We start from the raw sequence: 12419 nt of genomic DNA, 5'->3' as shown, positions 1-12419 counted from the left end.
GCGGACCGTTCACAACGAGGTGAAAGGGGCCGGCATGGCCAAGGACACGCTGAAGGTCTCCGGGGTGACGTACACCACGGCGGAGGCAGGGTACTTCGAGAAGCGCCAGCTCAAGCGCTCCGCTGGCGTCTGGGGGCTCTGGGGCCTCGCGGTCGGCGCGGTAATCTCGGGCAACTTCTCGGGCTGGAATTTCGGGATCGAGGCGGCGGGCTTCGGCGGCATGATGATCGCCTTCGCGATCCTCGTCGTCATGTACTACGGGCTCGTCTTCTCGATCGGCGAGATGGCGGCGGCGATGCCGCACACGGGCGGCGCCTATTCCTTCGGGCGGGCGGCGATGGGTCCCTGGGGCGGATTCGTCACCGGGCTCGCCGAGTCCATCGAGTACGTCGCCACCACCGCGGTGATCGTCTACTTCTCGGCCGGCTACGCGAACGGCGTCACCGAAGGGCTGATGGGCTTCTCGCTGCCGACCTGGGTGTGGTGGATCATCCTCTACGTGGCATTCGTCGGGCTCAACACCGCGGGTGCCTCCATCTCGCTGAAGTTCGCGATCGTCGTGTCGTTCATCTCGATCGGCGTGCTCGTGCTGTTCGGCGCGATGGCCCTCTTCAGCGGCTCCGCCGACTGGGGCAGCCTCTTCGATATCGCGCCCGACCCGGGGCAGAGCGAGTTCCTGCCGCACGGCGTGCTCCCGATCCTCTTCGCGCTGCCGTTCGCCATGTGGCTGTTCCTCGGCATCGAGGAGCTGCCGCTCGCGGCCGAGGAATCGCACAACCCGGTCCGCGACATCCCGCGCGCCGGCCTCTGGGCGCGCGGCACCCTCATCGTGACCGGCCTGCTCGTGCTGTTCCTCAACACCGCCGTGCTCGGTGCCAAGGCCACGGGAACGGCCGGCGAGCCGCTGCTCGACGGCTTCCGCAAGATCCTGGGAGACGACCTCGCCTGGGTCGCGGGCCTGCTCGCGCTGTTCGCGCTCTTCGGCCTGCTCGCGTCGCTGCAGGGCATCATGTTCGCCTACGGGCGCAACCTCTACTCGCTCTCGAGGGCCGGGTACTACCCGAAGTTCCTCTCGCTCACGGGCCAGCGCCAGACCCCGTGGGTCGCGCTCATCGCGGGTGCGCTCATCGGCTTCGCGGCCCTCGTGGTCGTCGATCTGACGGGCGGCGGCAGCGGGGTCGGCGGCGCGGTCGTGCTGAACATCGCGGTGTGGGGCGCGGTGGTCGCCTATTTCATGCAGATGCTGTCGTTCATCATCCTGCGCAGGAAGTATCCGAACGCGAAGCGCCCCTACCTGAGCCCGTGGGGCGTCTTCGGAGCCGCCGCCGCTGCCGTGATCTCGGCCCTGATCTTCCTCGGCTTCCTGCTGAACGAGACGTTCCGGCCGGCGATCGTCGCGATCGCGGTGGTCTACGCGATCGGGCTCATCGTGTTCGGGATCTACACCAGGCACCGGCTGATCCTCTCGCCGGAGGAGGAGTACGCGGTCTCGGGCGGCCTCCACGGGGACCCGCAGTCCGAGGGCTACGGCGGCGAGGTCGAGGAGGAGCTGCTGGCCCAGGACGGGATCGACGACCCCGTCAGGTAGTCGTCGCCGCTCCGGCGGGGCGCCCGTCGTCCCGCCGGGGCGGGGCCTCGCACAGGGATCGGACCACCGTTCGGATCTCGTGCTCGGTCGCGGGGCGTCGGGCGACGACGCTGCGGAAGAGCGCGAGCCCCGCGAGCGTATCGAGCAGGAGCTCCTCGTCGGTATCGGCGGGGAGCTCCTCGCGCGAGATGCCCGCCGCGATGATCTCGCGGCCGAGGTCCCGGCGGCGGCAGCCGATGCGCTTCATGAAATGGTCGAGGATCTCAGGACTCAGGATCGTGAGCCACAGCGACGACACGTCGCGGCCGCGGAGCACCATCTGCTGGTTGAGCACGTTCTGCATGGAATGCTGCACGAGATCCTCGACGACGGACCCGGTCTCGGGCCTGACGCTGGGGAGGGTCGATGCCTCGACCACGTCGCGTGCGAGGTCGGTGCGGTTCGGCCAGCGCCGGTAGATCGCGGTGCGGCTCGTGCCCGCTCCGATCGCCAGCGCGTCGTAGTTGAGCGCCGCGAGACCGCCGTCGAGCAGCTGCGCGCGCGCGAGATCGAGCACTCGTTCGGTGATATCGGTATCGCGAGGTCGACCCTGGTTCATGCACACACCCTAGACCGGTGCTTGGTGGGAATCCCATGAATATGCAACACTCGGTAGCGTAAGTGATGTGCGGCCGGTCGTTTCGGGGGAAACCCGCCGCGAGAAACAGGGGTACACGCGCATGCGCTTCACAGGGGTGCGCGCCGTCGCGCGAGCCACGCTGGCTCTCGTCTGCGGCGCGCTGGCGGTGGCGACGCTGCTCATCGCACCGGCGGGCTTCGCCGAGGCGGACGCACCGGAATCGCACGAACCGGGACTCTATCTCGCGCTCGGCTCGCCGACGCAGCTGATGCGGGGCAGCTCCCGGAGCGACGGCGGGATCGCGTTCGACCCGGTCGGCGCACCGGCCTCCCGCTCCTACAACGCGCTCGCCGCCCACCTGGCCGACGGGGCGCTCTATGCGATCGAGGACGGGAGCGGCGATCTGATCCGAGTGCTCGGGGACGGGACGACGCGCACCGTGATGCGCCTCGGCGCGGCCAGCGTGGTCGGAGCCTTCGCCGATTCCGCGCACCCGGATCGCATGTACTACGTCCCTCGTGGATCGAAGCAGCTGGCCTGGGTCGACGTCGCGACCCGCGAACGGGGCACGATCCCGATGACGGGCTCCTTCATCCCGGTCGACTTCGCCTGGAGCCAGGGGTACTTCTGGGGACTGCGCGTCGTGGATCGGCGAGCGGTGCTCACTCGGCTGGGGCTCGACGGACGCATCGAGGAGGCCCCGGTGCTCGGGATCGACGGAACCCGCTTCGGCAGCGGATCGTTCGGCGGGGCCTGGACCTACGGGAACGGCAATCTGGGCTTCCTGGCGAACAGCGGCGGCGCCGTGCAACTGCGCCTGACGACGGTCGATCCCGCGAAGGCCGAGCTCGTCGGCTACGCCGACAGTCCGGCGTCGAACAATCTGGACGCGGCCCTGATCCCGGCGGCGCCCGTGCACCTGAGCGTGCGCTTCGAGGCGAGCTGGGGCGGGCCGCGAACACCGATGGAGCTCGCGCCGGTGGTGCGCAACGACGGCGCGACCGCGTCGTCCGGATATCAACTCGAGTTCAGGCCGGAGGGCCCGGACAGTCGAGCCGTCGAATCGCCTGCGGAGTGCGTGCGATCGGAGGGACGGTTCCTGTGCTCGGGCGGGCCCCTCCGGCCGGGCGAAGAGCGCCGGCACGGTTTCTCGCTGAGCATGGTCAGCGCGGGAGCGCAGTACGCACCGAAGTGGGTGGCCGCCGTACAGGGGAACGAGTCCGATCCGAGTCCCGTGGCGACGCCGGAGTCGTTCCCCGCGTTCAGACCGACTCCGGTGCTGATCGACACCGATGTGAAGGCTCGTGTCGTCGACGTCCGGCGGGAGGGGAGAGTGACTGTCGACAAGCCCGTCCAGGTGTTCGTCCTGGTACGCAACCGCAGCGCATCGCCGCTCAGCGGGATCCGCGTGTCCATCGATTCCGCGCCGTGGAACGCTCAGGTGATCGATGAGCCGTTGCCGCCGGGCCAGCTGCGCACGGTCCGATTCGACGGCCGTGTCGACGACCTGATGATCGGCGGTATCGCCGAGATCTCGACGACGGTCACGGCGGAGATCGACGGGGCGAGGACGCGGGTGCAGAGCAAGCCGCTGCATCTCTCGGGGCAGGGAGTGGCCCCGAACGCCGGGGGACTGGCCGGACCCCAGCCGGCGCCCGTCGGCAACATCGACCCGCTCGACCCGCCCCCGCCCTTCGTGGTCATGCCGGACGACCTGACCGGGCACGGGTCCGCGGCCGGGTCCGGCACCGCGGCGGGTCCGGGCGGGCCCGGAAATGCCGCCGGATCCGCCAACGGAGGATCCGACGGCGGCACCGCGCGTGCGGGTGGGGCCTCGGCGAGCGGTGCACCGCCGCGCCCGGCCACGCCGGGAGGCCCTGCGGCGGCTGCGGGCGACGGTGATCGAGGATCCGACGGTGCGGCGATCGAGGCGGGGCCGACGCCCGGGAAAGCCGAGGACTCGAGTGGCGCCGGAGACGGGAGCCGGCCCGCCGAACTCAGCGCGACCGGATCCGACGCCGCGATCCGGGGCACGGCCGTCTGGGCGGCCGTGATCCTGCTGCTCGGAGGCGCCTGGATCGTCGGCGCGGGCCGGCGCGGAAGCCGGCGTCCGCGCGACTGATCAGCAGTCCGCCGAGAACGTCTGCGAGCGCTCGCACCACCCGGTCCAGTCGCCGAAGTAGAGCGCCGGCGGAACATCCGTGGGGGACGGGGTCGGAGCCGGCGATGGCCCGGGCCCGGGGGCTGTCGGCCGAGGAGCCGACGATCGCGGGGACTCGGGGACGCCGTCCTCGGACGCGCCTCCGGTCCCGGGGCCGGATGCGGTGCGCCCGGCACGATGCGCATCGCGCACCGGGACCGGGGCTCGGGCGGGTACATCGACCGCGGTCCGGTCGACGCCGCTCATGCTCGAAGCGGGTGCGTGCGGTTCTGCCGGAACCGAGCCCGGCAGCGCGAGGCCGCCGATCGTTCCCGCGGTGGCGAGCACGAGGCCGGCGGCGGAGAGCGCCGCGAGCGTGCCCGTGGCGGTGCGCCTGCGCCACTCGTGGGTGAGGGCGAGGACACCGGCGAGGGAGAGCCCGATCGCGCCGGCCTGCTCGCCGAACAGTACCCACCGCCGACGGCAGTCCGCGCAGTCGTCGAGGTGTGCCTGCGCCTCCGCGCGGCGCCGGGTGTTCTTCTTGCCCCAGCGCAGGTCCGTGAACCGCCCCACGCTCGTCGCGCAGTCCTCAGGCAGGTTCCGGGCCGGGTGCATGCGCTCGACCCAGCCCTTGCGCAGGCCGTCGCGTGCTCGCTTGAGCAGCACCGAGGCCGAGTTCGGCGTGAGCTCGAGCTCTCCGGCGACCTCCTGCACGGACCGGCCCTCGACGTCCACGGCGAGGATGATCTGCTGCCAGCGCGGCGGGAGATCCTGCAGTGCGGCCGCGGCCGCGGCCCGTTGCTCGGCCGACTCGAGCGAGTCCTCGCCCGCATCGAGCGAGGCGCCCTCGAAGGGCAGGTCCTCGAGCGGGGCGCCCCGCCTCCGGGACTCCCAGTGCTTGCCGAGGCGCGTCTGCACCGTGCGGAACAGGTAGGCACGGAACGATTCGCGGGGCCCGGCTCCGGCCAGCAGCGACTGGAACACGGCGTCGAAGGCCTCGGCGACGGCGTCCTCGGCGATCGCCGGGTCCTTGCGGGCGGCCCAGGCGAGCACGATCCCGTGATGACGGCGCCAGAGCGTCTCGAGGGGCCAGGCGTTGCCGTCGCGCACCAGATCGCAGAGCTCGGAATCGGACGCTCCGGTCGGCCCCGGGACTGGGCCGCGCGCCGCGTCCGGAGCCTGCATACCCGGAAGCGTAGCAGCGTGTAGCGAAAAGTTTCCCGCAACCGCGTCACATTCCCCGGGAACCGACTCTGACTCTGCGGGGAAGGACCGCAGCACCGGCTGCTGCGGAGGGGCCTCCCGAACGTCGAACTCGATCAACGGAGGAAGTATGAGATCTCGGTGGCGATTCCGCGGTGCGGCTCGGACCGTGCGCGCGCTCGTCGCAGCGGGCGCTGCGGTGCTCGTCGTGCTCATGGGGGTGACGCTGCCGGCGGCGGCGGCGGGCAACGACATGTCCGTGGCCATCCGGCCGCTCGACACCCGGGTGAAATCCGGCGAGAACATCTCGTTCGAGGTGCAGTGGGAGTGCGGTAGTACGAACTCGCCGACCTGCGCGAACGGGCAGATCGTGGTGCCGGTGCCCGACGGGCAGCCCGACGGGGTCTCGCTGAGCGTCGAGAGCTTCACCGCGGTGACGATCGGCGGCACGAGCTATCCGGTCAGCGTGCAGGGGACCGGTGCGAACCGCAAGATCGTGTGGAGCCTGCCGCCGACCATGACGGGTTCGAACGCGGGCACCGTCACCTTCATGCTGAAGTCGCAGAACTGGGTGACCCCCGACGGGACGACGGTGACGCCCTCGGCGGCCTTCACCTCGAGCCTCGGCACGGCTTCCGCCGTATCCGCGCCCGCCACGATCACCGCGGAGCTCGGACTCAAGATCCGCAAGACCAAGTACTCGCCCACCGAGGACCCCTATGTCGACGGCGATGTGACCTACCTGATCGAGTCCGGCTACCCGAGCCAGTTCCCGGCGAGCGGAAGTCACCTGTACTACGGGAACGATTCGTTCTGCAAGGCGCCGGGGCTGTGGGCGATGAAGAACCTCGTGATCGTGGACCAGCTGCCTCCGGGCACGGTGTTCAAGAGCTCGACGATGGGCGGCGTCTACAACGCCCAGAATCACACGGTCACGTGGAACCTCGGCGATTCGGCGAAGGTCGATGCGAACGGCGTCGCCTCCTGCGACGCGACGACGTTCGCGAAGGATCTGCTGGTCACGGTGAACTACCCCGCGAGCACCTTCACGAACGCGGCGAACCAGCACCTGCTGCAGACGAACACCGTGTCCGCGACGGCGCAGCCCTGGCTGCGTCCCGGTACCACGCTGTCCGACAGCGCGAAGGCGGAGCACTACCTGCGGATCGGTACCGACGGCACGTTCACCGTCCAGAAGGGGACCTCCTACGCGGCGTCGAACGGGCCGTCATGGCAGTGGGCCCGGGGCGAGAAGGCCACGCAGGGCGACTGGGTGCGCGGATACCTGCACAGCTTCAGCGTCACGGGGACCGGCAACGCGGTCGGCTCCTGGTCGATGACCGACGTGCTGCCGTGCGGGTGGACCTCGCCGTCCGACCCGAGCACGACGAACTGCGCAACGCCCGCCTACCGCGACATCTCCTTCGGCGCGAACGGGGCCATGTCGGAGCTGAAGGTGCACTGGATCACGAACCAGGGCCGCACAGGCGTCTGCACGATCCCCGAGGGCTTCACCGCGGGCGACAGCACGGTCCGATTCTGCGACGGCATTTCAAAGGGCAGCGCGATCCCCATGGGGGCGGGCGAGTGGATCACGAAGTTCTGGCTCGACCGGAACCCGATGAAGGGCGGGACGAAGGGCAAGCTGCTGCTGTTCGGCACCGTGAGCCGGGACATCCCCATCGACAACTCGACAGCGGTGGCCGCGGGGACCTACCAGCCGCACTTCCTGACCACCGGAACCGCGCAGCCCACCCCGGTGCGCGGGGTGACCCCGTCATCCGAGCACCCGCTGTGGGCCACGGTCGAGAACTGCACCGCCGACAACACGATCACGTGGAACGGCGGCAGCATGACGACGAACGGCAGCAAGGTCGATTCGAATCAGGAGGGGCGCTGCGGGTACACCCGCATCGCGCGGGATCCCGTCAACGTCTATTCCGAGAAGCGGGTGTACAACCCGAGCACCGCGACCACCGTCGCCCAGAAGCAGGCGCAGTCCAGTTCGCAGCCCGGTGACCGGCTGCGCGTCGAAGTCCAGACGCAGCGCTCCTCGTGGGGTGGAGGCGACGACGCGACCATGCGGGCCGCCCGGTTCACGCCGACCATCACCGACGTCTTGCCAGAGAACCTCGTCTACGACCCGAAGGATCCCGCGAACCCCGTGTACCTGGGACTGGAGGGCAACCCCGGCCGCCCCGCCTCGGCGGTGATCGCGAAGCTCGGGGCGCCGCGGCTCACGGTCAGCGACGTCGTGATCGGCGGCAAGACGCGCACGAAGATCGTCATCGACTTCCCGAACGCCGCCGACGGCAGCGGGCTCTTCATCTGGGATCCGGTCACGGGCCAGGAAGAAAAGCTCACGGTCGGCTTCGACGTCCGGGTCAAGGAGGGCACCCCGGCGGCGACTTCCCAGAACTACAGCCTGGTGCAGGCGAAGGAGGCGGCGACGGGCTACCTCACCTGCACGTATCCCGGAGCGTACGCCGATCCTCAGCTGCCTGACCCGGTCAAGAGCTGGGCTGACCTGAGCTTCGGTAACGCCGTGCAGGGACCGGCTGCCGATACCGGCTGCCGCGTCCAGAAGCCCTACACCGTGGTCGAGGGCCCCGGCATGGGATCGCAGAAGCAGGTCAAGGGCGCGTACGACCCGGACTACGTGCCGTCTCCCGGGATCGGTTCGACCGATCGCGCGGGCGCCGCGAGCTACCGGATCCCCGTCACGAACACCGGCAACGTCGACATGCGCGACGTGGTGGTCTACGACCTCCTGCCCCGCACCGGCGACCACGGCGTGCGTCCCGGCGCGGACGTCCGCGGCTCCGCGTTCGACGTGTTCATGACGGGTCCGGCGGCCGGCCTCCCCGCAGGCGCCACGGTGCTCTACTCGACCGCGGCGAACCCGTGCCGCGGCGAACTCGCGGGCGCGGGCGGCGGACCGCGGAGCTCCGCTCCGGCCGGCTGCGACGACACCTGGGTCGCCGCGGCAGCGATCGGCGCCGACTGGGCGAAGGTCACCGGGATCCGGATCGACTTCGGGCCGCTCGTCTGGAAGCCGCTCGACACCTACACCGCGACCTTCCCGGCCCGCGCCGGGAACGGAGGCGACCTGACCGGCATCGCCTGGAACAACGTGGCGATCGCGGGCAACCGCAACTCGAGCGGGATCCCGATGCTGCCGAACGAGGCGCCGAAGGTCGGCCTGCAGCTCGCCCCCGATCTGGCCTGGAACAAGGTCGACGGTCTCGACTCGAGCACGCTCCTCGCCGGCTCCGAGTGGACGCTCACCCCGGTCGTCGTCGCCGGCGCACCCGCGCCTGCGGGCACCTGGCCGAAGACCGTCGTCGACTGCGCCCAGGCGCCCTGCACCGGAGCCGACCAGGACCCCGCACCCGGCAAGTTCCGCATCGTCGGGGTGCCGTGGGGCAGCTACGACCTGCGCGAGACGAAGGCCCCGGCGGGCTACGTGCTCCCCGCGGACCCGGTGCGCGTCGTGGTCGGGCCGGGCGGACTCGACCCCGCCGGCTGGACCTACCGGATCGGCGACGTGAAGAACGTGAAGCCGGGCGTCGACGTGAGCTGGGAGAAGGTCGACCCGCAGCACCAGCGGCTGGCCGGAGCGGAGTGGGATCTCGTGCCCGTCGACGGGAACGGCGCGCCGACCCCCGGCGGCACCGTCGTGCACGTCACCGACTGCGCGCAGCAGAACGCTGCCGGATGCCTCGGGGCCGACACCGATCCCGCGCCCGGGAGATTCCTGCTCCGGCAGGTCCCGGCGGGCGACTACCACCTGATCGAGACCCGCGCGCCGGCCGGATTCGCGAAGCTCACCGCGCCCGTGAGAGTGACCGTCTCGGGCGCCACCGCCGTGGCCATCGGGCAGATCGAGAACCGGCAGGTCGACGTGCCCGTGCTCCCGCTGACCGGCGGGATCGGCACCCTCGTGTTCTCGATCGGCGGAGGCCTACTGATCGCGGTCACCGCGTTCCTCGTGATCCGCACCACCCGCAGACGGCGCCTCGCCGTCGACTGACCACCCAGATCTCTCCTCCTCGAGGAGGAGCACCGGACGCCGATTCTCGGCACACCCATGAAGAAAGAAAGGCATTCCATGTCTGAGCACACCGCATCGCGCGCCCTGCCGCGCGGTCTGGCCGCGACCGCGGCGCTCGCCGTCGGCGCCGCCGGCCTGTTCGTCGGAGGAACCGCGGCCTTCGCCGACAACATCGACACGGCGAAGACCGGGTCGATCATCGTCCACAAGTTCGAGAACCCCGGGAACGGGACGATGAACCCCGACGGCACGGGCTCCGCCCCGAAGACGAACCCCATCGCCGGCGTCGGCTTCGAGATCTGCCACGTCGACGGCATCGACCTCACCGCGGCCGGGAACACCGGCTGGAACCAGGTCAAGGCCGTGTCGAACGCGCAGCTGCTGGCGGCGCAGGCCGGCACCCAGCTCGCGAGTTACACGCTGTCGAACTGCACCGCGCTGCCCGACACCGACGCCGCGGGCGTCGCGAGCTCCGGCCGCCTGGCACTCGGCGCCTACCTGGTGCGCGAGGTCAAGGCCCCGGCGAACGCCGCCAAGAAGGCCGATCCGTTCATCGTCACCGTGCCGACCCCGTCGGTCAACTCGGGTGCCGGCACGGGCGCCTGGGTCTACGACGTCAACGTGTACCCCAAGAACACCGTGGGCAACCCGCCCGTCAAACGCATCGACGACCAGGCGCCCAGCAGCGCCGCCGTCGGCTCCGACGTGCAGTTCTCGGTCGAGCAGATCGTGCCGGGCATCGCCGCGGGTGAGACCTACCAGAAGTTCACGCTGTCCGACACGCTCGACGGCAGGCTGAGTCCGAAGGTCGGCACCGTCACGGTGCTGGTCGACGGGGTCGCGCTCGCCGCCGCGGACTTCACGACCACCGGATCCGCGGGGCAGACCGTCAAGGTGCAGCTCACCGCGTCGGGTCTCGCGAAGCTCTCCGCCGGGGCGAAGGTGCGCTTCGAGTTCGCCGCGACCATCACGTCCGTCGGTGACGGCACGATCGAGAACACCGCGTTCGTGAACGTGAACGACCTGGACTACACGCCCTCGAAGCCGGGCGAGCCCGGTGGCCCGGACCCCGAGAACCCCACCAACACGGTCAAGACCCGCTGGGGCCAGGCGCAGATCACCAAGGTCGATGCCTCGAAGAAGGGACTGACCGGCGCGGAGTTCGAGGTGCGCATGGGCGACACCGCCGAGTGCACCGCCGATACCGTGTTCGCGGACGTGAAGGATCCCGCCGACACGAGCAGGAAGCTGGTGATCTCCTCCGGGGCGAACGGCGTCGTGAACATCCCCGGCCTGTGGGTCGGCAGCGATTCGGTGAACGACACGGGCGAAGAGACGATCGGGCTCGCCACGCGCTGCTACCAGCTCGTCGAGGTGAAGGCTCCCGCGGGCTTCGTGCTGCCCACCGGAGCCGACGCGCTCACGACCGTGGTCGTGAAGCCGGGCACCACCGCGAACGCCGCGATCGACATCGAGAACAAGCAGCAGGAGGTTCCCGAGCTGCCCCTCACGGGTGCGGCCGGCCAGGTCCTCATGATCGCGGGCGGGCTCGCCCTCGTCGCGGTCGCCGCGGGCACCGTGCTGATCTCGCGCCGCAAGCAGCAGCGGGCCTAGCCTCCCGTCCGCGGCTCCTGGCCGGTCCGGCGCACCCTCGCGGGAGCGCCGGACCGGCCGCGGTCGTTCCCGAATCCCGGGGGCCGGCCCTCCGAACCTCCCGAACCTCCCGAACCGATCGGAGACCCTGAGCATGGATCACGAGCTGCACCCGGCCGAGACCGCCGAGGTGCGCCCCGAGCTGTCCGTCACGCGACGAGAGCGGCGCGCGCGCCGCGGACGCAGACCGCTCGGCGCCGCACCGTGGATCACGGCCGCCTGCTGGGTGCTCGGCGTCGCGATCCTGCTGTACCCGACCGCAGCGGCCTGGATCTCGCAATACAACCAGTCCACGCTGATCGGCTTCTACGATCGGCAGGTCGAGCACGCGTCGCCCGACGGGCGGACCCAGATCAAGAACGCGCGGGCGTACAACGAGGCGCTGTCGTCCGGGGTCCTGCTGCCGGCGGGGGCGAACACCCCGGTCGGCGCGGGGGAGTCCCGGGTTTCCGCCGCTCGGCCGTACCGGTCGCAGCTCGTGACTCCGAGCGGCATGATGGCGCGACTGCGGGTGCCGGCCATCGATCTGGACCTGCCGATCTTCCACGGCACCGATGATGACACCCTGCTGCGCGGGCTCGGGCACCTGGAGGGCACCTCGCTCCCGGTCGGCGGGCCTAGCACCCGTTCGGTGATCACCGGCCATCGGGGGCTCGCCAGCGCCGAGATGTTCACGAATCTGGATCGGGTGAAGACCGGCGACACCTTCACGATCGAGACGTTCGGCGAGGTGCTCACCTACCGGGTGAAGGACGTCACCGTGGTGGCGCCCGAGGACACCGAGACGCTGCATCAGGTCGCAGGCCAGGACCTCGTCACGCTCATCACCTGCACCCCGCTCGGGGTGAACACGCACCGGATCCTCGTCACGGGCGAACGGATCACCCCGACGCCGCCGGCGAACATCGAGGCTGCAGGCAAGCCCTCCGCGGTGCCGCACTTCCCCTGGTGGATCCCGGCCATGGTCGGCGCGATCCTGCTCGCGGTCGCCTACCTGCGATGGGCCGGCAGACCGATTTCGAAAACGCGCACCGAAACGCGTCACATTCGCTCGCGCGAGCGCTCTGAGTAGTCGGATCGGGTCGAGTCCTCGTCCCCCGAACCACCCGTCCCGATCCGTCCCCGGTGCCCGCCCGCAAGGCGGGCACCGGGGTGCTTCGTC

General features: G+C 70.6%; 7 protein-coding genes. 5 read left to right on the top strand and 2 right to left on the bottom strand.

All coding sequences use genetic code 11. The features are described from left to right. The first annotated feature begins 34 nt into the window (after positions 1 to 34). The gene (locus AB3K78_RS10885) at positions 35 to 1588 is read left to right on the top strand and encodes an amino acid permease (RefSeq protein ID WP_416443136.1); all 1554 of its coding nucleotides are present in this window, start codon (positions 35 to 37) and stop codon (positions 1586 to 1588) included. Here the strand turns inward: AB3K78_RS10885 and AB3K78_RS10880 are convergent. Then, on the bottom strand, positions 1581 to 2186 hold the full coding sequence (locus tag AB3K78_RS10880; RefSeq protein WP_416443134.1) for a TetR/AcrR family transcriptional regulator: 606 nt from the start codon (positions 2184 to 2186) through the stop codon (positions 1581 to 1583). The genes AB3K78_RS10885 and AB3K78_RS10880 overlap by 8 nt on opposite strands. A 121-nt stretch (positions 2187 to 2307) precedes the next feature. Here AB3K78_RS10880 and AB3K78_RS10875 point away from each other — a divergent pair, with 121 nt between their 5' ends. Beyond that, positions 2308 to 4329 carry a DUF6923 family protein gene (locus AB3K78_RS10875; RefSeq protein WP_416443132.1) on the top strand — a complete coding sequence of 674 codons (2022 nt, stop codon included), beginning with the start codon at positions 2308 to 2310 and terminating at the stop codon, positions 4327 to 4329. Here AB3K78_RS10875 and AB3K78_RS10870 read toward each other — a convergent pair whose 3' ends face one another. After that, positions 4330 to 5532 carry an RNA polymerase sigma factor gene (locus AB3K78_RS10870; protein WP_416443130.1) on the bottom strand — a complete coding sequence of 401 codons (1203 nt, stop codon included), beginning with the start codon at positions 5530 to 5532 and terminating at the stop codon, positions 4330 to 4332. Positions 5533 to 5680: 148 nt separating this feature from the next. Here AB3K78_RS10870 and AB3K78_RS10865 point away from each other — a divergent pair, with 148 nt between their 5' ends. The 3 genes from AB3K78_RS10865 (at position 5681) to AB3K78_RS10855 (ending at position 12329) form a co-directional block, all read left to right on the top strand. Continuing rightward, complete coding sequence (locus AB3K78_RS10865; RefSeq protein ID WP_416443128.1) at positions 5681 to 9583, top strand: SpaA isopeptide-forming pilin-related protein; 3903 nt, start codon at positions 5681 to 5683, stop codon at positions 9581 to 9583. A gap of 78 nt (positions 9584 to 9661) precedes the next feature. Continuing rightward, complete coding sequence (locus tag AB3K78_RS10860) at positions 9662 to 11218, top strand: SpaH/EbpB family LPXTG-anchored major pilin (RefSeq protein WP_416443126.1); 1557 nt, start codon at positions 9662 to 9664, stop codon at positions 11216 to 11218. A 133-nt stretch (positions 11219 to 11351) separates the two neighbouring features. Beyond that, complete coding sequence (locus tag AB3K78_RS10855) at positions 11352 to 12329, top strand: class C sortase (protein WP_416443124.1); 978 nt, start codon at positions 11352 to 11354, stop codon at positions 12327 to 12329. The last annotated feature ends 90 nt before the right edge of the window (positions 12330 to 12419 follow it).

The sequence above is a fragment of the Leucobacter sp. HNU genome (assembly GCF_047946755.1).
GTDB lineage: Bacteria > Actinomycetota > Actinomycetes > Actinomycetales > Microbacteriaceae > Leucobacter.
Note: the sequence above shows the minus strand (reverse complement) of the source record. Positions and strands in the feature narration are given on the sequence as shown.

Bases quoted from the DNA above. Each gene is read 5' to 3' on its own strand.
- AB3K78_RS10885 (WP_416443136.1), top strand. From the start codon at position 35: ATGGCCAAGGACACGCTGAAGGTCTCCGGGGTGACGTACACCACGGCG.
- AB3K78_RS10880 (WP_416443134.1), bottom strand. From the start codon at position 2,186: ATGAACCAGGGTCGACCTCGCGATACCGATATCACCGAACGAGTGCTC.
- AB3K78_RS10875 (WP_416443132.1), top strand. From the start codon at position 2,308: ATGCGCTTCACAGGGGTGCGCGCCGTCGCGCGAGCCACGCTGGCTCTC.
- AB3K78_RS10870 (WP_416443130.1), bottom strand. From the start codon at position 5,532: ATGCAGGCTCCGGACGCGGCGCGCGGCCCAGTCCCGGGGCCGACCGGA.
- AB3K78_RS10865 (WP_416443128.1), top strand. From the start codon at position 5,681: ATGAGATCTCGGTGGCGATTCCGCGGTGCGGCTCGGACCGTGCGCGCG.
- AB3K78_RS10860 (WP_416443126.1), top strand. From the start codon at position 9,662: ATGTCTGAGCACACCGCATCGCGCGCCCTGCCGCGCGGTCTGGCCGCG.
- AB3K78_RS10855 (WP_416443124.1), top strand. From the start codon at position 11,352: ATGGATCACGAGCTGCACCCGGCCGAGACCGCCGAGGTGCGCCCCGAG.